The following is a 20,589-nucleotide window of genomic DNA, read 5'->3' as shown; positions in this document are numbered from 1 at the left end:
ACATCGTTGGCTTCTATAACCCAGTGCGCTTGCACTCAACCCTGGGGTATCTGTCGCCCACTGCCCACGAGGCGAAATCGACAGTGAAAGAACCTATCCGCCTGTCCGAAATAACTTGACCACCACAGACAGACATCATGAATGCCACACTACCCCCAACCTGTGCGAGGCCCTGGCCAACGCCAGCCTGGACGACAAGTACACCCTCGAGAAAGGCCGAGCCTAGCTGAGCGGCACCCAGGCGCTGGTTCGCCTGCCCATTGTGCAGGCGCGCGACCGCGCCGCCGGCCTCACTTCGGCGGGATCTGTCTCCGGCTACCGCGGCTCGCCGATGAGCGGCATCGACCAAGCGCTGTACGAAGGCGAAGCAGCACCTTGCCGCCAGCGACGTGTGTTCCAGCCCGACGTCAATCCGTCGCAATGGCTTCAGCGCCGGAAGATATTCGCCTTTTCGGCCATGAGAAGCAGGCCAATACTGGGCCATGGGCCCAACATCCTCGGAACACTGAAAAATGAGCACGGAAAATCAATTGCAGTTCGTTGTAGAGCCTCACCCCGGCCCCACCCACGCCGATGAGATCGCTGCCAAGTTGGCAAATCCGACCTTCGGACGCGTTTTCACCGATCACATGGTCACGATCCGTTGGAGCGACGGTCGCGGCTGGCATGACGCCAAGGTCGAAGCGCGCCGTCCTTTCCAAATCGATCCCGCCTGCGCAGTCCTGCACTATGCGCAGGAAATCTTCGAGGGCATGAAGGCATACCGTGGCGAGGACGGAAAGATCTCGCTGTTCCGACCACAGGAGAACGCAAGGCGTTTTCGCGCCTCGGCTGCCCGCATGTCAATGGCCGAGCTACCCGAGGCCACATTCCTGCAAGCCGTGGAAGCGCTCGTCGATATTGACCGCGCGTGGATTCCAGGTAGCGAGGGTAGCCTCTACCTGCGCCCATTCATGTTCGCCTCGGAGAGTTTTCTCGGCGTGCGCGCTTCGGCCGAGTTCGTTTTTTGCGTGATCGCATGCCCGGTCGGCCCGTATTTCAAGGCCGGCAAGTCGGCGGTGACCGTATGGGTTTCGGATCAATACACCCGCGCGGCCCCTGGCGGCACCGGCGCGGCCAAGTGCGGAGGCAACTACGCGGCCAGCCTGATTGCGCAGACCGAGGCCTCGGCCAAGGGCTGCGACCAGGTGGTGTTCCTTGACGCTGCGGAGCACCGCTGGATCGAGGAGCTCGGGGGCATGAATGTGTTTTTCGTGATGGATGACGGCTCTCTACGCACGCCCCCATTAACAGGGACAATCCTGCCGGGCATTACACGCGCTTCGGTCATCGAACTGGCCCGGCACGAGGGTATTCCGGTCAATGAAACCCCATACGACTTCGAGACGTGGCGCACAGATGCGGCCAATGGCCGGGTTATGGAAACCTTTGCCTGCGGCACGGCCGCGGTCGTCACCGCCATCGGGCAGGTGCGTCACGCTGGTGGGGAGTTTACGATCGGCAATGGTGGGGAAGGCGAAGTCACACAACGCCTCCGTTCGTTGCTGACCGGCATCCAGCGCGGCAAGATCGCAGACCCGTTCGGATGGGTGCATCACGTGGATTGAGACCAGCGTGTTTGACATCAGCGGCGCGCAAGAAATCGGTGGGCAGTGCGCGCCGCGTTGATTCGGTTTGACGTCTGTCCCCGCCCGCCTGGGCGGTCCGGAAAATTCCAACCAATACCGGGGCTGGTGCGCGACCTGCGTGCCGGCTAGCCGTGCCGCCGACCCGGCAGCACGCTGCCCGGATGCCATCGCGCCCGCATGACTCCTCGTCATTTTCGGCGCGGATCCGTGCGATCGCGCGGCAACACATGCAGGAGACCCCTATATGAGCTTGTTCCGAACCAAGGACATTGACGCGATGCTGGCGGCCGGCCATGTTGGCGGCCTGAAGAAGGTGCTGGGTCCGGTCGACCTGGTGATGATGGGCATCGGCGCCATCATCGGCACGGGGATTTTCGTGCTGACCGGCACCGGCGCGCTGACCGCCGGGCCGGCGCTGACCGTGTCCTTCGTTATCGCCGCGCTGGCGTGCGGCTTTGCCGCGTTGTGCTACGCGGAGTTTGCCTCGGCCATCCCGGTATCGGGCTCGATCTATACCTACAGCTATGCCACGCTCGGCGAGATCGTCGCGTGGATGATCGGCTGGGACCTGCTGCTGGAGTACGGGCTGGCCACCTCGGCCGTGTCGGTGGGCTGGTCGGGCTATTTCCAGTCGCTGATGGCGGGCTTCGGGCTGAAGCTGCCGGCGGCCCTGACCGCCGCGCCGGGCTCGGTGCCGGGTGTGGAGACCATGATCAACCTGCCGGCCTGCCTGATCATGCTGGCGATCACCTGGGTCGTGTCGTACGGCGTGCGCGAATCCACGCGCGTGAACAACCTGATGGTGGCCGTGAAGATCGGCGTGGTGCTGCTGTTCATTGCGGTCGGCGTCTGGCACGTGCAGCCGGCCAACTGGGAGCCGTTCGCGCCGTTCGGCTTCAGCGGCATCTTCAATGCGGCGGCGCTGGTGTTCTTCGCCTTTATCGGCTTCGACGCGGTGACTTCTGCAGCGGAGGAAGTGCGCAACCCGCGCCGCGACCTGCCGATCGGCATCATCGGCTCGCTGGCGGTATGCACGGTGCTGTATGTCGTGGTGGCGGCGATCATGACCGGCATCGTGCCGTTCGCCAGGTTTGCCGGCGTCGACCACCCGGTGTCGCTGGCGCTGCAATACGCCGGGCAGAACTGGGTCGCGGGCTTTGTCGACCTGGGCGCGATCCTGGGCATGACCACGGTGATCCTGGTGATGACCTACGGCCAGACCCGCGTGATCTTCGCCATGTCGCGTGACGGGCTGTTGCCCGAGCGGCTGTCGTCGGTGCATCCCGTGCATGCGACGCCTTACTTCGCTACCTGGACCGTGGGCCTGGTCTTTGCCGCGATCGCCGGCTTCGTGCCGCTGAACGTGCTGGCCGAGCTGATCAATATCGGCACGCTGGCGGCCTTTACGCTGATCTCGGTGGCGGTGCTGGTGCTGCGCAAGACCCGTCCCGACCTGCCGCGCGCGTTCCGCTGCCCGGGCGTGCCGGTGGTGCCGCTGCTGGCAATCGGCTTCTGCCTGTTCCTGATGGCGCACCTGCAGGCGCTGACTTGGATTGCTTTCCTTACTTGGCTGGGGATCGGGCTGACGATCTACTTCCTGTACGCGCGCCGCAATGCGGTGCTGCACAGTAACACCAGGTAGCTGATGTTCGTCGAGGATGTCCCCCAGGATGGCATGCGTCGTATCCGGGTTGGACAGAACCACGCGGAAAGAGGGCGCCACCCCACTGTCCCGATATCAGGTGCGCGGGGGCGTCCCCGACCGGGAATTTTGCAGCCTTTTAAAGCGGGGCGCGGTCGGACGCAATGTAGTACCTGGCGCCGTCCGTGTAAGTGTCGAATTTGCCGCTTTTCGCGCCGTCAGTGTAAACATCGTACTTCCCGGCCCGCGCGCCGTCAGTGTACGTATCGAATTTGCCACTCTTGGCAAACACTGGAGCGGCCGCCAGGGTGGCAGCGATTGTGGCGACAGCGACTAGGGCACGGCGACTGGTATTCATGGCTCATCTCTTTCTTGGATGGTTGCCATTGTTAGGGATTACCCTCGTCGCGGTAAACCCTTACGTTCACAATGCTCGGTTTCAAAAGCCACAATAATCTGGCTTGAAGCGGAAAAATTCTGGCAGAGCGCACCGACATGCGTGTTGGGAGTCACGTCATGGCAAGCGTCAACAAATGCGCGATCTTCCTGCGTCCGCCGAGCGAGATCCAGTGTGTCGCCTGCTGGCATGCGGGGATGGGCCCGAGGCATAATTGTGAAACTGGTTTCACCAAAAACCCGAATCCAATGCCGCCCCGCCCCGTGACCCGACCGATCTCCGACCCGAAGACCGCAAAGAAGCTCACCATCCAAGATGTTGCCGACTGCGCGGGTGTCTCGAAGGCAACCGTATCGCGCTACCTGAATCGGGGCGGCGAACAATTGTCCGCAGACGTCGAGGCGCGCGTGGCCGCGGCCATCCGCACGCTCGGCTATAGCCCCAGCCCCATGGCGCAGGGACTCAAACGCGGCAAGTCGCGCCTGATCGGGCTGGTGGTGGCGGATGTTTCCAATTCGTTCTCGGTGGCGGTGCTGCGTGGCGTGGAAAAGGCCTGTCGCGACGCTGGCTATATGGTGATGCTGTTCAATCTCGGCAATGACGAGCAACTGGAGCGCGAAGCCATTCGCTCCTTGTCGGCTTATCAGGTCGAAGGATTTATCCTGCACACGCTGGGCCACGATGCCGGTGCCTTGGCCGACGCAGCGCAGTTGGGCAAGCCGGTGGTACTGGTCGACCGCAAAATCGGCGATGCGGAAGTCGACCTGGTGGCCCTGGACAACCAGACCGCAGTCCGGGAGGCTGCCGACCACCTGGTCGAGGCTGGCTATCGGCACCTGCTCTTCATCAGCGAGCCGATCAAAGCGATCAGTTCTCGCAATGAGCGCGCCCGCGCCTTCCAGGGCTTTGTCGCCGAACACGCTGACACGGTCAGCGGGACCGCGTTTGAAGCCCAGCGGGGTGACGACGATGCCCTGGATGAAGCGCTGCGCGACCTGCGCCGTCGTGCCGGCCAGGCGCCCGTTGCCGTGCTCGCGGCCAACGCGGTGATCTCGCTGCGCGTGGCCGCATCCGCTGGCAGACTGGGATGGCAGCTTGGCACAGATCTTGGCCTGGTTGGCTTCGATGACCCGGAATGGGCTGCCCTGGTCGGCCCCGGGCTCAGCACGATTTCCCAGCCGACCGACGATATCGGGCGCGTCGCCACCAATTGCCTGATCGAGCGCCTGCAAGGCACGCAACTGCCGCCGCGCCGGGTCCTGTTGCCAGGCACGCTGGTCACGCGCGGGTCCACCCGCCGCTGATCCTCCCCCGCCGCCTTTCGGCGTGCACCCGTAAACCACGCCTTAGACCCGCCGCACCAGCGTAGGCGGGTGCTGAAACGCGCGCATCTCATCCCCCTGGCCCACCGCGGCCGGACCGTAAGGGTTTCCACTGCTGGATCTCTGAAACCGGTTTCCTATAATCCTGAAACCGGTTTCAAGACGGTACTTGCCAACGCTGCGACGCCAGCGACACCCATATACGTGCAGGAGACATTGATGAACGTCCAACGCTTGTTGCGCCGCGTAGCCGCGCCCGTGCTGACTCTGCTGGTCCTGGCCAGCGCCGCTTTCACCGCCCAGGCGCAGACCGTCGCCGAGATCGTCAAGAAGGGAAAGGTCACCATCGGCGTGGTAACCGGCGCCCCGCCCTTCGGCACCACGGACGCCACTGGCAAACCCGCCGGCTATGACGTCGATGTGGCCAATCTGCTCGGCAAGTACCTGGGGGTGCCGGTCGATATCGTTCCGCTCACTTCGCCCAGTCGGATTCCGGCGCTGGAGGCCGGCAAGGTCGACTTCCTGGTTGCCACGCTGGCGCCGACGCCCGAGCGTGCGCGGGCCATCATGTTCAGCGCGCCCTACAGCGCGTTCGAGCTGGCCATCTTTGCGCCCACCGCTGCCAAGTACGCCAAGCTGACCGAACTTGGCAAGAAGAAAGTGGGCGTGACGCGCGGCACCACGCAGGACACCGCGCTGACCCGGCTGGCCGTGCCCGGCATGAATATCGTCCGCTTCGAGGACGATGCCACCTGCGCGCAAGCGCTGATCAGCAACCAGGTCGACGCCATTGCGCTGCCCAACACCACCGGCAACGAGATCATGAAGGCGCGCGGCGCCGGCAAGTTCGACGCCAAGTTTGCGTTCTCGGTGCAGCCGAATTCGATGGCCGTGCGCCGCGACGCCTTCGAACTGCGCCAGTGGCTCAACACCACCATCTCCTACGTCAAGCTCAATGGCGAACTCGATGCCATTGCGCAGAAGTGGACCGGCAAGGCGCTACCCGCGCTGCAAACGTTCTGATCCAGGCCGTCTGACGTCGCGCGCCGGCGCCTGCCGGCGTGCCAGGAGACCCGCATGCACTACCAATTCGAATGGACCCCGGTGCTGTCGCAGCTGGATCGCTTCGCGGACGGCGCGGCGATGACGCTGGCGCTCAGCTTTGGCTCGATCCTGCTTGGCACCCTGGTCGGCACCGCCGGCGCCATTGCCGCCGCCTTTGGCGGCCCATGGCTGCAGCGTGCCACCCGGGCGTATGTCGAAGCCATCCGCAACACGCCCTTCCTGATCCAGCTCTTCATCATCTTCTTCGGCTTGCCGACCGTGGGCCTGCAGATCGATGCCGTCACCGCCGCGGTGATTGCGATGACCGTCAACCTTGGCGCCTACTCGACGGAAATCATCCGGGCCGGACTGCAGGCGGTGCACCGCTCGCAGCTTGAAGCCGCCGCCGCGCTCGGCATGACGCGCTGGCAGCTGATCCGCCACGTCGCGCTGGTGCCGGCCTTCGAGAAGGTCTATCCCGCGCTGACCAGCCAGTTCACGCTGATGATGCTGACATCGAGCGTGGTGTCGACGATCTCGGTGGAAGAACTGACGGCTGTTGCCAGCCAGGTCGATTCGCAGACCTTCCGCACCTTCGAGAGCTACATCCTGGTCATGTTGCTCTATATCGGACTGGCACTGCTGCTGCGCGCCGTCTTCGGCCTGATCGGCAAGCTGGTGTTCAGGCGGCGCCGCGTGGTGGCGCGTGCCCGAAAGCTGGCCCGCACGGCCCCGGTCGTGCCGCTGGCGCGGGCGGACCTGACGGCAGCCGTTGCAGGGAGCGCGAAATGATCACCGAGTTCTCCTGGAATCATCTTGAAATCCTGCTGCTGGCCGCGCGCTGGACGCTTTGGGTGACCTTGCTCGCTTTCGTTGGCGGCACCCTGGCCGGTTTCCTGGTGGCGCTGGCGCGTACCTCCAGAAGCCCGCTGCTGCGCCTGGCCAGCACGGTCTATATCCAGGTCGTGCAAGGCACGCCCGTGCTGATCGTGCTGTTCCTCAGCTACTACGGACTGTCCGTGCTCGGGCTCAAGCTGTCGCCAATGGTCGCCGCCACGCTGGCGATGTCGATCTACGCCAGCGCCTATCTTGGCGAGATCTGGCGCGGCTGCATCGAGGCCGTGCCGCCAGGACAGTGGGAAGCCGGCGAAGCGCTCGCCCTCACCCGCTGGCAGCAGCTGCGCTACGTGGTTCTGCCGCAGGCAGTGCGGCTGGCCTTGCCGCCCACGGTGGGGTTCTCGGTCCAGCTGGTCAAGAACACCTCGATCACTTCCATCATCGGCGTCATCGAACTGACCCGCGCCGGCCAGCTGATCAACAACGCGACCTTCCAGCCCTTCGCGGTCTTCGTCGTCGTCGCACTTATCTACTTCGCGCTCTGCTTCCCGCTGTCCGCGGCAGCCCGGCGCATGGAAAGGAGGCTCCATGTCAATCGTTGAAGCACAGGGCGTGCACAAATCCTATGGCCACGTCGAAGTCCTAAAGGGCGTTTCGTTTGCGATCGAGCCGGGCCAGGTGGTCGCCATCATCGGCCGCAGCGGCTCCGGCAAGAGCACCATGCTGCGCTGCCTGAACGGCCTGGAGACGATCAACGCCGGCAACATCACCGTCGCCGGGCACAAGCTGGATCACGACCGCAAGCGCTTGCTGGACCTGCGCCGCGACGTGGGCATGGTGTTCCAGAGCTACAACCTGTTTCCGCACCTGACAGTCGGCCAGAACATCGCGCTGGCGCCGGCCATCGTGAAGAAAATGGCAGCAGGCAGGATCGACGGCATCGTCGCCCAGGTGCTGACCCAGGTCGGCCTGCTCGACAAGAAGGACTGCTACCCCGAGCAGCTGTCGGGCGGCCAGCAGCAGCGCGTGGCCATCGCCCGCTCGCTGGCGATGGAACCCAAGGTGATGCTGTTCGACGAAGTCACCTCCGCGCTCGATCCCGAGCTGACGGCGGAAGTGCTTCGGGTCATGGAGAACCTGGCCGCCTCCGGCATGACCATGGTGCTGGTCACGCATGAAATGGAATTCGCGCGCCGCATGGCGCATACCACCATCTTCATGCATCAGGGCAAGGTGCACGAGGCGGGGCCGTCGAAGGCGCTGTTCGCGCAGCCGCGGACTCCGGAGCTCCAGCAATTCCTGAGCGCGGGAGCACTGAAATGAGCCAGTGGCATGCAGAGGGTGCAGATGGCACGTCACGCCCACCGGTCCTGATCTCACTGACGGTCTATGGCGCCGACCTCGCCCAGCGCGACGGCCAGGCTGCGCTGGCGCGCATTGCCGCGGCAGCGGGCGCGGACGGCGTGGAATTCCGCGGCGAACTCCAGCGCGGACACAAGGAGGAAGTCAATGAACAGCGCGAGGTCGCCGGGGAGCATGGACTGAGCGTGGTCTGGTCCAGCCCGGAAGGCCTGTGGAATGACGCAGGCAGCCTCGATGCCGCCGCGCTCGACCGCGCCTTCACGACCGCGCTGGCGCTCGGTGCGACCCGGGTCAAGATGTCGCTTGGCGGCTATCGGGCAGGCACGGCGCTGGAAGCGCTGCTTCCCTGGCTGCGGCACGAGGGCATCGAACTCGTCGTGGAAAACGACCAGACCGCCCGGGCCGGCACCGTACCGCCACTGCGCGACTTCTTCGTGCGTATCACGGCGCTCGGGAAGAGCGTGCCGATGACCTTCGACATGGGCAACTGGCACTGGACCGGCGAAGACCCGCTCGACGCCGCGCAGGTCCTCGGCGCCAACGTCGGCTACGTGCATTGCAAGGGCGTGCAGCGCACGCCCGCCAAATGGATCGCGGTGCCGCTTGACCAGTCGGCGGCACCGTGGCGCAGCGTCTTGCGCCACCTGCCCACGCACGTTGCGCGTGCGATCGAATACCCGCTGCAAGGCGAAGACCTGGTACAGGTCACGCGCCGTCATGTCGAACTGCTGCGCTCGGTGGAGGTCCCCGCATGAGCCCCGATCTTGACGTGGTCACGCTGGGCGAGGCGATGCTGATGCTGGTGGCCGGCGAAGCCGGGCCGCTCGAAGGCGCGCAGACCTTCCACAAGCGCACCGCCGGTGCCGAGACCAACGTGGCCATCGGCCTGTCGCGCCTGGGCCTGAAGGTCGGCTGGGCCAGCCGGCTGGGCGATGACTCGATGGCGCGCTACCTGCTCGGCGAAATGCAGCGCGAAGGCGTGGATTGCAGCCAGGTGGTGTGCGAGCCCGGTGCGCGCACCGGCTTCCAGTTCAAGGGCCGGGTCGACGACGGCAGCGATCCGCCCGTCGAATACCACCGCCGCGGCTCAGCGGCGAGCCGCATGAACCCTGAGCACCTGGACCACAGGTGGCTGCGGCGCTCTCGGCACCTGCACGTCACCGGCGTGTTCCCCGCGCTGGCCGCAGGCACGCAGGCCGCCACGCGCCAGGCCATCGCCACCATGCGCGCCGCGGGACGCACGATCTCGTTCGACCCCAACCTGCGGCCCACGCTGTGGGCCACGCCCGAGCTGATGCGGCAGACGCTGAACGACCTGGCGCAACAGTGCGACTGGGTGCTGCCCGGCATCGAGGAAGGCCGCTTCCTCACCGGCCACGCCGAGCCGGAGCGCATAGCCGCGTTCTACCGTGCCCGCGGCGCGAAGCTGGTGGTGGTGAAGCTGGGTGCCGACGGCGCCTGGTTCGATGGCGAGGCGGGCAGCGGCCATGTCGAGGCATTCAGCGTCGAGCGTGTCGTCGACACCGTTGGCGCCGGCGATGGCTTTGCCGTGGGCGTGATCAGCGCGCTGCTGGAGGGCCGGCCCGTGCGCGATGCCGTCCGGCGCGGTGCCTGGATCGGCGCGCGGGCAGTGCAGGTGCGAGGCGATACCGAAGGCCTGCCGACCCATGTCCAGCTGGCGGCCGCCAGCTTGTGACGCGACAGCAAGGATTACCCATGCGCAAGAATGTACTGGTGTTCCGCCCGATTCCTGAAGACCTGCTCGCCAGGATCGAGTCCGAGCATGACGTGATCGTGGCCGACCCGCGCCAGCCGGCACAACGGCCGGCCTTCCGCGCCGCGCTGGCAAGCGCCCATGGCCTGATCGGCTCCAGCGTGAGGCTGGGCGCGACGGAACTGGCCGATGCCGGCAGGCTGGAAGTGATCTCGAGCATTTCGGTGGGCGTCGACAACTACGACCTCCCCTGTCTGCACCGGCGCGGCATCACCCTGTGCCACACGCCCGGCGTACTCACCGAAACCACCGCCGACACCGTCTTTGCACTCATCATGGCGACGAGCCGCCGCCTGGTTGAGCTGGCAGCCCACGTGAGCGAAGGCCGCTGGACCGCCAATATCGGCGAAAGCCTGTTCGGCTGGGACGTGCACCGCAAGACCCTGGCGATCCTGGGCTTCGGACGCATCGGCCAGGCCGTGGCGCGCCGCGCGGCGCTCGGCTTCGGCATGGAAGTGCTCTACGTCAACGAGACGGCGGTGGAGCCGCCCGATCTGGTGGGGCGCGCGACCCGGACCAATCTCGACGATGCCTTGCGGCGCGCCGATATCGTTGCCGTCACGCTGCCCCTGACCGACAGCACGCGCGGCCTGATGGGGCCGCGCGAGTTCGCGCTGATGAAGCCGGGCGCGATCTTCGTCAACGGCGCGCGCGGCCAGATCGTGCAGGAAGACGCGCTGCTCGCGGCGCTCGCAAGCGGCCACCTGCGCGCGGCCGGGCTGGACGTCTTCGCCACCGAGCCGCTGCCGCAGGATTCGCCGCTGCGCCGCCATCCCAGGGTGACCGCCCTGCCCCATATCGGATCGGCCACGCATGAGACGCGGCGCGCCATGGCCGAACTGGCCACGCGCAACCTGCTGGACGCGCTCGCCGGACGGCAGCCCGCCGCGCGTTTCGACCTGGCGGCCTTTGCCGGCCAGGCAGCCGCCTGAATTTCCCCGCAAGGACACCCGCCAATGCCCAGTTCCATTCCCACGCTGTGCGGCTCGATCATGGGCGAGCCTTTCACCTTCAATGTGCGCATCCACAATGCCGCCTATCGGGCGCTCGGGATCGACTACACCTTTGTGTGCTTCGGAGTGCAGGACGTACCCGGCGCCGTGCAGTCCATTCGCGCGCTCGGCGTGCGCGGCATGAATGTCTCGATGCCGCACAAGCAGGCCGTGATCCCGCACCTCGACCAGCTCGACGAGACCGCCCGCGCCATCGGCGCGGTCAACACCATCAACAATCTCGATGGCGTGCTGACTGGCTACAACACCGACTGCATCGGCGCTGTCCGGGCGTTCGAGGAAGTGACCGAGGTGGCCGGCAAGCGCATCGCGCTGCTGGGCGCGGGCGGCGCAGCGCGGGCGATGGCCTATGGCCTGCGCGAGGCTGGCGCCCGCGTGACCGTGTTCAACCGCACCGCGGCGCGCGGCGAGGAACTGGCCGGCTCGCTTGGCCTGCGCTTTGGCGGCGGGTTGACGGACTTCCGCGCGGCGGACTTCGACATGCTCGCCAATGCGACCGCCGCGGGTTTTCGCGCCCCCGATGTCAACCCGGTCGCCGGACTGCTCGCCGCGCACCTGATCGTCATGGACGCTGCGTTCATCCCGGTCAGGAGCAAGCTGATCCGCGATGCCGCCGCGCTTGGCTGCCGCACCATCGACGGCACGCGCATGATGCTGCACCAGGCCTGCGCCCAGGTCGAGTTCTACACCGGTTGCGCACGCGCGCCGATCGAGGCAATGGAGACGGCGCTGCTTGAGGAAATTGCCCGCCTGTCTTAAGCCTCCTGCCGCCCTTTGCCTCCTGACGCCCGACACTCCCGGTAGTGCCTTTCGATGATGTCAGCGCCGCACTGGATTACGTCGGGTCTTCCGACTATGGACAGCAGGTCAGCATCTTCGGGACCGGTCCCGACCAGATCGCGCGGCTGGTGGATCCGCTGGTGAACCAGGTTTGCCGGGTGAACATCAATTGCCAAGGCCAGCGGGGGCCGGATGTGTTTCCTTTTACGGGGCGCAAGGATTCGGCCGAGGGGATCCTGTCGGTCAGCGATGCACTGCGCGCCTTTTCGATCCGCACCATGATCGCCGCCAAGGCGACCAGCGCGTCGAAAGCGCTGCTGGATGAAATCGTGCTCGGGCACAAATCGACCTTCATTAACGCGCGCTTCATTTTCTGAGCCTTGCGGCCGGGGAGAGCCTCACTTCTTCAGTTTGGTCTTGGCCACCAGCGCCTTCATCACCGCGTTGTCAGCCGCGATCATCGCCTTGAAGGTTGCCGCGTCGGCATAGGCAATGCCCAGGTTCTGTCGGCGCAGCGCCGCCTCGAAAACCGGGTCCGCCACCGCCTTGCGGCTGGCGGCCGCAAGGATTTCAAGCACCTCGGGTGGCGTGCCTTTCGGCGCGGCCAGCCCGCGCCATGTCCCGATCGCGAGGTCGATACCCCGCTCACGCAGCGTCGGCACGTTCTCGAAGCCGCTGACACGCTGCCCGGCCATCACCGCCAGCGTCTTCAGCTTGCCCGCGGATACATAGGCCGATACCTCTGCGGGGCTGACGGCCACCGCGTCGATATGCCCGCCCATCAACGCCACCAGCGCCGGTGCCGCGCCGGTGAACGGCACATGATTGAACTTGACGTGCGCCTTGTCCTCCAGCGCCGTCGCCGCAAGGTGCCAGATCGAGCCCGGGCCGGAATTCCCGACCTGCACTTCCCCAGGGTGCGCCTTGGCGTATGCGAGGAACGCCTCGATGGTGTTCCAGCGCGAATCGGCCTTGACCGTGATCGCGGACGGATCGGCATTCAGGCGCGCGATCGGCACCAGCTGGGCGGGGTCGAACGTGGTCGGCCCGAGATGCGGGACGATCACGGCTTCCGCGATGATGATGCCGAGCTTGTAGCCATCCGGCCTGGCGCGGGCCACTTCCGTCATGCCAATTGCGCCGCTGGCGCCTGGCTTGTTCACCACGGTCAGCGTCTGCGACAGGTACTTTCGCATGGCTTCGCTGAAGGCCCGCGCAACCGTGTCAGTACCACCGCCAGCTGCGCTTGGCACCACAAGTTCCACGGGATGCTCCGGGTAGCGAGCCGTCGGCGTCTGCCCGATCACAGCAAATGAGGGGAGCAGCAGTGCAGCCATGCAAAGCAGCTTGCGGGATATTCGCATCTATTACTCACATTTTGAGCTGGTTGGCGAAGTTGGATGTCCTTCGGGGACACACGACATACAAGAGGCCGTGGTGCCAGCACACTGCCATTCCTGCGCGAAGGCGACGTAATCGCCTCCCCACCGAAGCTTCTCCTCGAGCAAGTCAAGGACGCTGGCCGCGAGTGTTCGGGGACAGTGGAAGCCTAGGCAGTCGGTGCAGGCATCGTAGCGTGGTGCGATGCTCGAAGGGTGACCAGCGTATCGCGATGCCCCGCTAAAAACCGCACGCTTTAGGGGCGTGAGTGTCCATTACTCGCCATCTCGAATTGATAGATCAAACGCTGAAGAAACGTCCGCTGCCAGGATGTGAGCGAGAGAAAAGTACAGCCAGTGAGGAACATTGCTTCGGGACGGCGGATAATGCCATGCCCGACCGCTTGCAGCGATGCTTCTATTACACCGTGATTGCCAAGGTTCAGACTGCAATTGTGCAAGATTGTACCTGGCGGCAGTTCTCGATAGCCGATAGCAGTCGAACGCAAACCCACGCCGGTCTGCGATAAATTATCAATTTGCAATTCAACAATCTGGCCGCCCGGAGTCTGCAGCCTGCAGGTGTAGTTCACGTCATCAGCTATGAATACTCGGGGCTGCTGCCGTCGCTCGACAAAGTCGAACTCGGTGGGGAAGTCTGCCTGGCAGGCAAGTCCGCCCCGAAACCGAATGGTACGTGGATTTGTAACGGAAAAGCGGATCGGCACTCCGCGTAGTGACGCAGAGAAGATGATCTCTCCGGAGGCAAGCAGGAAGTCTCGCTCGGCCGGAGTTCGACAACCCTCGAGAATGTACCGGCGCGCAACAGGATTGATCTCGAGAAGCATGGTTGTAATTGCATAACCGCCCTGCCCGTAGAGCCTGCCTTCGCATTTCAGCCAAGCAAGGTCCTGCAGTGCCAGACTGACTCGCCACGGATCGATCGAATCATGGCTTTGGACCAGTTTTTGTCCCTCCGATAGTATCGTAGGGACAACACAATGGATGCGGTCGGAATCGAAGAGGTCCATGGATTGTCATACCACCTGGGTGGACAACACAAAATCTAACGTGTCGGTTAACGGCAGGCACCATTCGAAACTGAAAGGAAATCGCCTGTTCGAGTAACGCTGCATGAGGTGTCGCGCGCTCAGCCAACTGGCGGCTCGTGGCGGCCCGGGCAGCCGGTTGCACTAGCGCTTTGCCACGCTGGCCGATCCCGGGCTGGAACTGCCAGCGCGGCATCCGATGGGGTGGTGTAGGAAACCGGAATTAGCCGGACTACATGCGCATTTGCCGGACGGGAAATCCGGAATTAGCCGGACTGGCGTGCAGCCCACACTTGGCCTACCTGACTGCCGTCAGCGTCGGCAACCGGTCGATAGCTGCGTTTGGCACCCGCAAGCCATTCTGATGCCTCTCATCGCCGAGCTAGCTGAGCATGGATACGACAGCATCGCGCATCCACCGGTGTGACAATGACGCGTCCCAGCGCGAATGCCATGCAATCGAGTACATGCGATTCGGCAGTTCAGCGGGCAATTCCAGCATGCTCAGGTCGAACTGGGTTGCCAGAATCCTCGCTACGCGCAGCGGCAGCGTTATTGCTGCGTTGCTTTCGCGCATGGCGAATGGTGCCATGGACAGGGTCGAGACGTACATCGGGAATTTGCGTTTCGGCAGCCCATGCTCCTTGAGCAGGTTGTCGACGTCGTTGTCGCGGCCGAGCATGTTAATCGTGCTGATAAACCGCATCTCGGGGAGATCAGCCAGTTCCAGCCGTTTTTCGGCAAGCGGATGATCGCGCCGCACCAGGCATACGCGCCGCTCTTCGAACAGCGGAAAGAACGTCACGTTGTGCGCCTGGCGGTCGAAGCGGCCGATTGCGATGTCGATGGTGCCGGTTTCGAGATCCTCGACAGGCGTCACATCACCATAGGCCGGGAAAAAATACGCGCCTGCACTGGGCGCCGCGGTTTCCAGGAACTTGTGCAGCAACGGGGCCAGCAAGAGCTCGACGGCGCTCGTCGTACCGATCTTGAATACCTGCGTTGACTCGGACGGACGGAAGCCCCCGCCCTCCTCCAGCGCATGGTCAACGGCTTCGAGGGCGCGCCTGACCGTGTGCCGGAGATTGCGAGCCAGCTCGGTGGGCTCCAGTTTTCCCCGGACCCTGACAAACAACGGGTCGGACAACTCTTGGCGTAACCGGGCGAGATCCCGGCTCACGCCCGGCTGCGTGCGCGCAAGCCTCTCAGCGGTCTTGGTGACGCTGCCCGTCTCCATCAGGGATTCGAAAACCACCAACAGATTCAGGTCGAAGCGTCGGAGCGACAGGAGATTCATTTTTCGGTCTGGACTATGGCCGCCCGTACGTCCCTGCATTTGCCAGGCGGCGCGGCTACGGGCGCATGACAGCATACCAATTATGGTATGTCATAGAGCGGAAATATGATGAAAAATTGAGGTTGCCCGGGCCCATACTTCTCGCACAAGCAGGTGTTGCAGATCGCAACATCCTGAATTGCGGAGACTGAAGATGAAGCATGTTTTCCTGGCACTGACGTGCTGCAGTGCTGCGGCAGCCACCTGTCTGGCCCCCAGCGCATTCGCTCAGGACACCTTTCCGGCGAAGCCGATCCGGCTGGTGGTGCCGCTCCCGCCGGGCGGCGGCGCAGACGGCCTCGCACGCATCTGGGGCGATTACGTGGCCCGGCATCTGGGTGCGACCGTTGTGGTGGAAAACCGCGCCGGCGCGAATGGCTCGATCGCGGCGGCATACGTTGCCACCCAGCCGGCAGACGGCTACACGATTCTGCTTGGCACCCAGTCCAATCTCGCGCTCAACCGTTTCTCGTTTGGCAAGCTGAACTACGATCCCGACCAGAGCTTCGTCGGCATCGGCATTCTTGCCACCACGCCGCAGGTCTTGCTGGCCAACAACGCGGTTCCGGCCAACAACGTCGCCGATCTGATCCGTCTGGCAAAGGCGTCGCCGGGCAAGTACTCCTACAGCACCGCAGGAAAAGGCAACTCGACCCACCTCAACATGGAGATATTCGCCAGGCAAGTTGGCGTGGATCTTCTGAATGTTCCCTATAAGGGCAGCGCGGCCGCCCTGCTGGCCGTCGTGGGCGGCGAAACCCAGTTGACCAGTGCCGTAGTCTTTTCCGCCATCCCGTTTATCAAGGAAAAGAAGGTCAAGCCGCTGGTCGTATTTGCCGACAAGCGCGTGCCCGAGATGCCCGACGTCCCCACGCAGGCGGAAATTGGTATTCCCAAGTCGCTGGGCGGTGGCTGGTACGGCCTGGTGGCGCCGAAGGGCGCACCCGACGCGATTATCCAGAAGCTCAATGTGGCCACCGCAAAGATGTGGGCGGATCCAGAGTCCCGGCAAAAGCTGGGCAGGATTTACATGTCGGAACCGACGGACAAGACGACATCCGCTGTGGCGAAAGCCACCCGGCAGGATGCCGAGCAGTGGGGCCCGCTGGTCAAATCGCTGAATCTGGCCGCGCAGTAAGACTCCGTTCCGGGGCAGGTCACCTCGCCCTCTGATAACTGCAGGATGAAGGATATTCGAATGCATGCAGCGCAATACTTCCCGCTGGTGGACGTGACCGGTGGCCCATACAACCGCGGACTCCAGCACGGGCGGGCGGTGCCCGAACGCATTGCGGCGGGCGCAACGCTATACCGCGCCCAGCTTGGCCGTCGCGGCCTGGATGATGCCACCATCGACTGTCTCGCACGCGCCATGCTCCCGCAGATCGACGCGTTCGACCCCGCCTATCTGGAGGAAATGCGAGGCATCGCCGAAGGCGCGGGTACGTCCCTTGAAGACGTCGTCGTCATCAATTGCCGGACGGAGATGCTATATGGCTTCTCGACCATCGGCGGCAATGCGGCGCTTGAAGACGGCAACGAGGACGGCGATTGCACCGGACTCGTGGTGTTGCCAAAGCGCTCCGCCACCGGCCGGCTGCTGCACGCCCACAATTGGGACTGGCGGCAGGAATGCGTCGACACCTGCATTGTGCTGCGTATCCGCGCCGACAGCCCCGATATCCTCGCATTCACGGAAGCCGGCGCCCTGGCGCGGCACGGGTTCAACAGTCACGGCGTGTCGCTCACGGGAAATGCGTTGTCCTGCCATGAGGACTACCAGCATGGCCCCGGCGTTCCGGTCGTGCTCTTGCGCCGACGGCTACTGGAGTCCACCAACCTTGCGCACGCGATGCGAACAGTATGGAGCGCGCGCCGCTACTGCTCGAGCAACATGATCCTCGCGCAGTGCAGCGCCACCGACGGGGCGTGCGCAAGCCTTGAAGCCGCGCCCACCGACGTGTACTGGACCCTCCCCCAGGACGACTTGCTCGTGCATGCCAATCACTGGCTATCGCCCGTGGCAGTGGCCAGACTGCGGGACCCGGGCCTCGTCGCGCGGCCCGACAGTTTGTATCGGCAGCATCGTGTGGAGCACGCATTGCGGTCCATTGCGGACCGTGGCATTGAATGGAACGACATCCGCGCCATCCTGGCGGACGACTTCGGTTTCCCCGACGGGGTGTTGCGCAGCCCCAAGCCCGGCGATTTCAGCAGCATCTCGGCGACGGTGGCAACAACGCTGATGGATGTCGCCAAGAGAGTCATGTGGATCGCGCGCAAGCCGTATGAGCACCGCGAGTTCCAGGAATACACGCTCTAGGGTACTGGCAGCGCCCCGTTCAGCAGCTAGAGACATGTCCTCACCCCGGAGTTTTTCGTGGCATTCAGTTCATTGGACCTCTTCAAGATCGGTATCGGGCCATCCAGCTCGCACACGGTCGGCCCCATGCGGGCAGCACGGCAGTTCGTGCAGTCACTGGAGCGCCACGGCTTGCTCGGCAGCGTGACGCGCCTGCTGGCCGAGCTTTATGGATCGCTTGGCGCAACCGGAAAGGGACATGGCAGCGACACGGCGATCCTTTTGGGCCTTTCCGGCCATGATTCCGATACGGTCGACGTTGCCCGCGTCCCGGAATACCTGGCCGATATCCGAAACGCAGGCACGATCGTCCTGAATGGCCGCCAATCGATCGCCTTCGACGCGCGCAAGGACGTTGTCTTCTACCGGCGTAGCCTGCCGTTGCACGTCAACGGGATGCGCTTCGTCGCGTTTGCTGCTGACGGGGCCGAACTGCGCTCCGCGACGTTCTACTCGGTCGGCGGCGGATTCGTCTTGCCCGAGCCAGCGACGGACCGGGAAGACATCGAATTGTCCCGGGAAGTGGCTCTGCCCCTACCGTTCGACAACGCCGAGGACTTGCTGGCGATCGCGGCGAGGCTGGGCATCTCAATCGCGGAGATCATGCGCCGGAACGAGGAATGCTGGCGGCTCGCCGCAGACACGCGCGCTGCGCTGCTGGCCGTCTGGAAGACGATGCAGGACTGTGTAGCGCGAGGTTGCCGCACCGAAGGTGTCCTGCCCGGAGGCTTCCAGGTTCGCAGGCGTGCGGCGCCCCTATTCCGCAAGTTGAGCACGCGTGACGCCTCGGGCGACAGGCTCGATGCAATGGACTGGGTCACGCTGTATGCCCTGGCGGTCAACGAGGAAAACGCAGCAGGTGGCCGCGTGGTGACCGCTCCAACAAACGGCGCCGCCGGCATCATTCCGGCCGTCCTCCACTACTACATGAAGTTCGAGGCCGGCGCATGCGAGGACGGCGTTGTCGAATTCCTGCTGACCGCCGCGGCCATCGGCATCCTCTTCAAGAAGAACGCTTCCATCTCAGGCGCGGAAGTCGGGTGCCAGGGCGAGGTGGGCGTAGCGTGCTCGATGGCGGCGGCCGGGCTGTGTGCGGTACTGGGCGGAACGGTCGAGCAGATCGAGAATGCCGCGGAAATCGCAATGGAGCATCATCTGGGGCTGACCTGCGACCCTGTGGGCGGGCTCGTCCAGATACCGTGTATCGAAAGAAATGCCATCGGCGCGATCAAGGCGATTGGTGCCGCTCGCATGGCGCTTCATGGCGATGGCAGGCACCATGTCAGCCTGGACGAGGTCATCAAGACCATGCGCGAAACCGGGGCCGATATGAAGACAAAGTACAAGGAAACCGCGAGGGGCGGCTTGGCGGTCAACGTTATCGAATGCTGATACCGGGAAGCTGGTCGTATCGCGAAAGCCGATTGCAAAGCCGTGCGGCACCGAGAACTTTCGGCCTGCCGTTGCCTCCCAGTCAATGGATAAAAGCGCAACCCAACTCATATTAGTTTGGGACACGGCGGGGCGAGGGTATGGAGCGCTGGAAGCCGGCGCCAGCCGCAGAAGGGTCGTGGCATTTCCAAGCGGACATAGCGTTTGAGGGTCAAGCTACCGGGCCGGGAGGAGGCTCCAAGGTCCCTTCCCGGGCCACGAACGGACCTACGTGGGTGCGCGAGTGCGGTCATTCGAACCTCGAGTTCGTAGTGCACAAGAGACGGCGACATTCCCACGCACGTTCAAGAGTGACTATAGTTGCCGGTGGCCTAAAAGACCCATTGTTTAAATCACAGCCGGAACGAATTTCCCAACATACACATAGGGATCGAGATCGAAAGTCTTCTGAAGTTTTACCGCATCGTAGATCACAACGTTCGGTTCGCTCAGGGCTGACGTGACCATCGCCAAGCGCCACCGTGAATTCGATCGCATACCCTTTCCATACTCATTGCGGGTCAAGAAAAATTGTGGAACGTCGCCTGACGTTCCTTTGACTTCAACGTGCAACGTTGTCCTCCCCTTTGAGAAGATGAAGTCGTATCCACATGGAAGATGCGTGACTCGTTCGCAATCAAACCCTTTGCCCTTGTAGTGGGTAATGACTGCGCTTTCCGCTGCTTTCTCGACACGTTTTCGTTGTTCTGGGTACCGAATCCCTTCAATGGATCAATCGCGTCAAGTTCAGGATCAGCAGACTCCTCTTCGTTGGGATTGGCAACGGCGAAAGGACGCAGCGTTTTGATGCGATCCTCAAGCAGATTGAGAACTCTGCGCCTCGTATCATCGACTTTGATGTCCGGACCCGCGAGATACATATATTTTGCTTGGCGAACGGAATCATCCGAGAACGGTATGTTGCGGAACTGGGGCGGTACGAAGTAGGCGGTTCTGCTAGTGATGCAATATGACCAGTCGTACGCGGCGTGATCTGTGTCGCCACGTTTTGTCACAAGTCCTGTTGACGGCTAGCCATTCTCCAAGAAGTGTGGCGTTCTCATACCACCCAACGATATGGATACCAGGGTGCTCGGGATTTTTAGCAAGGCAGATTACTGTCCAGCCGGTGGGTTCTTCACTTGTTGGCGCGTATCCACCAGCGTGAGGCGGTACGTAGCAATAGTAAGTTCCGTTTATTGGCATGAAATTAAAAGCTTCATGGCCGCCCCC

General features: G+C 63.7%; 19 protein-coding genes and 1 pseudogene. 15 read left to right on the top strand and 5 right to left on the bottom strand.

The features are described 5' to 3' along the window. The first annotated feature begins 512 nt into the window (after positions 1–512). A complete protein-coding gene (locus tag VSR71_RS20950; protein ID WP_342915759.1) occupies positions 513–1,607 on the top strand; it encodes a branched-chain amino acid aminotransferase in 1,095 nt (364 codons plus the stop codon). Positions 1,608–1,872: 265 nt separating this feature from the next. Beyond that, on the top strand, positions 1,873–3,270 hold the full coding sequence (locus VSR71_RS20945; protein ID WP_342915758.1) for an amino acid permease: 1,398 nt from the start codon (positions 1,873–1,875) through the stop codon (positions 3,268–3,270). A gap of 139 nt (positions 3,271–3,409) precedes the next feature. On the opposite strand, the gene VSR71_RS20940 is transcribed toward VSR71_RS20945, so the two are convergent. After that, a complete protein-coding gene (locus VSR71_RS20940) occupies positions 3,410–3,628 on the bottom strand; it encodes a hypothetical protein (protein ID WP_342915757.1) in 219 nt (72 codons plus the stop codon). 287 nt (positions 3,629–3,915) lie between these two features. On the opposite strand from VSR71_RS20940, the gene VSR71_RS20935 reads away from it, so the two are divergent. From VSR71_RS20935 to VSR71_RS20890, 10 genes and pseudogenes are all read left to right on the top strand, one after another. Further along, positions 3,916–4,971: a LacI family DNA-binding transcriptional regulator gene (locus VSR71_RS20935; protein WP_342915771.1), complete on the top strand. Its 1,056-nt coding sequence runs from the start codon at positions 3,916–3,918 to the stop codon at positions 4,969–4,971. A gap of 237 nt (positions 4,972–5,208) precedes the next feature. Further along, positions 5,209–6,012 carry a transporter substrate-binding domain-containing protein gene (locus tag VSR71_RS20930; RefSeq protein WP_342915756.1) on the top strand — a complete coding sequence of 268 codons (804 nt, stop codon included), beginning with the start codon at positions 5,209–5,211 and terminating at the stop codon, positions 6,010–6,012. Positions 6,013–6,066: 54 nt separating this feature from the next. Next, positions 6,067–6,825 (top strand): amino acid ABC transporter permease, encoded by a 759-nt coding sequence (locus VSR71_RS20925; RefSeq protein ID WP_342915755.1) that lies wholly within the window; start codon positions 6,067–6,069, stop codon positions 6,823–6,825. Further along, a complete protein-coding gene (locus VSR71_RS20920; protein ID WP_342915754.1) occupies positions 6,822–7,472 on the top strand; it encodes an amino acid ABC transporter permease in 651 nt (216 codons plus the stop codon). Before VSR71_RS20925 ends, VSR71_RS20920 begins: the two co-directional genes overlap by 4 nt. Further along, positions 7,459–8,193 (top strand): amino acid ABC transporter ATP-binding protein, encoded by a 735-nt coding sequence (locus VSR71_RS20915; RefSeq protein WP_342915753.1) that lies wholly within the window; start codon positions 7,459–7,461, stop codon positions 8,191–8,193. Before VSR71_RS20920 ends, VSR71_RS20915 begins: the two co-directional genes overlap by 14 nt. Then, positions 8,190–8,987, top strand: a complete 798-nt coding sequence (locus tag VSR71_RS20910) for a sugar phosphate isomerase/epimerase family protein (RefSeq protein ID WP_342915752.1) — start codon at positions 8,190–8,192, stop codon at positions 8,985–8,987. Before VSR71_RS20915 ends, VSR71_RS20910 begins: the two co-directional genes overlap by 4 nt. After that, positions 8,984–9,928 carry a sugar kinase gene (locus VSR71_RS20905; RefSeq protein ID WP_342915751.1) on the top strand — a complete coding sequence of 315 codons (945 nt, stop codon included), beginning with the start codon at positions 8,984–8,986 and terminating at the stop codon, positions 9,926–9,928. The genes VSR71_RS20910 and VSR71_RS20905 overlap by 4 nt, the downstream gene beginning before the upstream one ends. Positions 9,929–9,948: 20 nt before the next feature. Continuing rightward, on the top strand, positions 9,949–10,938 hold the full coding sequence (locus VSR71_RS20900; protein ID WP_342915750.1) for a D-glycerate dehydrogenase: 990 nt from the start codon (positions 9,949–9,951) through the stop codon (positions 10,936–10,938). 24 nt (positions 10,939–10,962) lie between these two features. After that, the gene (locus tag VSR71_RS20895) at positions 10,963–11,778 is read left to right on the top strand and encodes a shikimate dehydrogenase (protein ID WP_342915749.1); all 816 of its coding nucleotides are present in this window, start codon (positions 10,963–10,965) and stop codon (positions 11,776–11,778) included. Positions 11,779–11,807: 29 nt separating this feature from the next. Continuing rightward, a pseudogene (locus VSR71_RS20890) lies at positions 11,808–12,176 on the top strand (aldehyde dehydrogenase family protein); the annotation flags it as partial. Positions 12,177–12,197: 21 nt separating this feature from the next. On the opposite strand, the gene VSR71_RS20885 reads toward VSR71_RS20890, so the two are convergent. The 3 genes from VSR71_RS20885 to VSR71_RS20875 form a co-directional block, all read right to left on the bottom strand. Further along, complete coding sequence (locus VSR71_RS20885) at positions 12,198–13,163, bottom strand: tripartite tricarboxylate transporter substrate binding protein (RefSeq protein WP_428979442.1); 966 nt, start codon at positions 13,161–13,163, stop codon at positions 12,198–12,200. 272 nt (positions 13,164–13,435) lie between these two features. Beyond that, the gene (locus tag VSR71_RS20880) at positions 13,436–14,209 is read right to left on the bottom strand and encodes a flagellar brake protein (protein WP_342915747.1); all 774 of its coding nucleotides are present in this window, start codon (positions 14,207–14,209) and stop codon (positions 13,436–13,438) included. 400 nt (positions 14,210–14,609) lie between these two features. Further along, positions 14,610–15,524, bottom strand: coding sequence for a LysR family transcriptional regulator (locus tag VSR71_RS20875; protein ID WP_342915746.1), 915 nt, complete (start codon positions 15,522–15,524; stop codon positions 14,610–14,612). 193 nt (positions 15,525–15,717) lie between these two features. Here VSR71_RS20875 and VSR71_RS20870 point away from each other — a divergent pair, with 193 nt between their 5' ends. Genes VSR71_RS20870 through VSR71_RS20860 form a run of 3 tightly spaced genes read left to right on the top strand, consistent with a single transcriptional unit; the run spans position 15,718 to position 19,317 of the window. Continuing rightward, positions 15,718–16,701 carry a tripartite tricarboxylate transporter substrate binding protein gene (locus tag VSR71_RS20870; RefSeq protein ID WP_342915745.1) on the top strand — a complete coding sequence of 328 codons (984 nt, stop codon included), beginning with the start codon at positions 15,718–15,720 and terminating at the stop codon, positions 16,699–16,701. A 60-nt stretch (positions 16,702–16,761) separates the two neighbouring features. After that, a complete protein-coding gene (locus VSR71_RS20865) occupies positions 16,762–17,886 on the top strand; it encodes a C45 family peptidase (protein ID WP_342915744.1) in 1,125 nt (374 codons plus the stop codon). A 57-nt stretch (positions 17,887–17,943) separates the two neighbouring features. After that, positions 17,944–19,317 carry an L-serine ammonia-lyase gene (locus tag VSR71_RS20860; RefSeq protein ID WP_342915743.1) on the top strand — a complete coding sequence of 458 codons (1,374 nt, stop codon included), beginning with the start codon at positions 17,944–17,946 and terminating at the stop codon, positions 19,315–19,317. Positions 19,318–19,704: 387 nt separating this feature from the next. Here VSR71_RS20860 and VSR71_RS35330 read toward each other — a convergent pair whose 3' ends face one another. Continuing rightward, complete coding sequence (locus VSR71_RS35330) at positions 19,705–20,022, bottom strand: protein NO VEIN domain-containing protein (RefSeq protein WP_428979445.1); 318 nt, start codon at positions 20,020–20,022, stop codon at positions 19,705–19,707. Positions 20,023–20,589 lie beyond the last annotated feature (567 nt).

Source organism: Cupriavidus oxalaticus (assembly GCF_038900635.1).
GTDB classification, from domain to species: domain Bacteria; phylum Pseudomonadota; class Gammaproteobacteria; order Burkholderiales; family Burkholderiaceae; genus Cupriavidus; species Cupriavidus oxalaticus_B.
The sequence above is the reverse complement of the archived record's forward strand: the minus strand, read 5'-3'. Positions and strand labels throughout refer to the sequence as shown.

Excerpts from the sequence above, each read along its gene's own strand:
- VSR71_RS20950 (WP_342915759.1), top strand. The coding sequence starts at position 513 with ATGAGCACGGAAAATCAATTGCAGTTCGTTGTAGAGCCTCACCCCGGC.
- VSR71_RS20945 (WP_342915758.1), top strand. The coding sequence starts at position 1,873 with ATGAGCTTGTTCCGAACCAAGGACATTGACGCGATGCTGGCGGCCGGC.
- VSR71_RS20940 (WP_342915757.1), bottom strand. The coding sequence starts at position 3,628 with ATGAATACCAGTCGCCGTGCCCTAGTCGCTGTCGCCACAATCGCTGCC.
- VSR71_RS20935 (WP_342915771.1), top strand. The coding sequence starts at position 3,916 with ATGCCGCCCCGCCCCGTGACCCGACCGATCTCCGACCCGAAGACCGCA.
- VSR71_RS20930 (WP_342915756.1), top strand. The coding sequence starts at position 5,209 with ATGAACGTCCAACGCTTGTTGCGCCGCGTAGCCGCGCCCGTGCTGACT.
- VSR71_RS20925 (WP_342915755.1), top strand. The coding sequence starts at position 6,067 with ATGCACTACCAATTCGAATGGACCCCGGTGCTGTCGCAGCTGGATCGC.
- VSR71_RS20920 (WP_342915754.1), top strand. The coding sequence starts at position 6,822 with ATGATCACCGAGTTCTCCTGGAATCATCTTGAAATCCTGCTGCTGGCC.
- VSR71_RS20915 (WP_342915753.1), top strand. The coding sequence starts at position 7,459 with ATGTCAATCGTTGAAGCACAGGGCGTGCACAAATCCTATGGCCACGTC.
- VSR71_RS20910 (WP_342915752.1), top strand. The coding sequence starts at position 8,190 with ATGAGCCAGTGGCATGCAGAGGGTGCAGATGGCACGTCACGCCCACCG.
- VSR71_RS20905 (WP_342915751.1), top strand. The coding sequence starts at position 8,984 with ATGAGCCCCGATCTTGACGTGGTCACGCTGGGCGAGGCGATGCTGATG.
- VSR71_RS20900 (WP_342915750.1), top strand. The coding sequence starts at position 9,949 with ATGCGCAAGAATGTACTGGTGTTCCGCCCGATTCCTGAAGACCTGCTC.
- VSR71_RS20895 (WP_342915749.1), top strand. The coding sequence starts at position 10,963 with ATGCCCAGTTCCATTCCCACGCTGTGCGGCTCGATCATGGGCGAGCCT.
- VSR71_RS20885 (WP_428979442.1), bottom strand. The coding sequence starts at position 13,163 with ATGCGAATATCCCGCAAGCTGCTTTGCATGGCTGCACTGCTGCTCCCC.
- VSR71_RS20880 (WP_342915747.1), bottom strand. The coding sequence starts at position 14,209 with ATGGACCTCTTCGATTCCGACCGCATCCATTGTGTTGTCCCTACGATA.
- VSR71_RS20875 (WP_342915746.1), bottom strand. The coding sequence starts at position 15,524 with ATGAATCTCCTGTCGCTCCGACGCTTCGACCTGAATCTGTTGGTGGTT.
- VSR71_RS20870 (WP_342915745.1), top strand. The coding sequence starts at position 15,718 with ATGAAGCATGTTTTCCTGGCACTGACGTGCTGCAGTGCTGCGGCAGCC.
- VSR71_RS20865 (WP_342915744.1), top strand. The coding sequence starts at position 16,762 with ATGCATGCAGCGCAATACTTCCCGCTGGTGGACGTGACCGGTGGCCCA.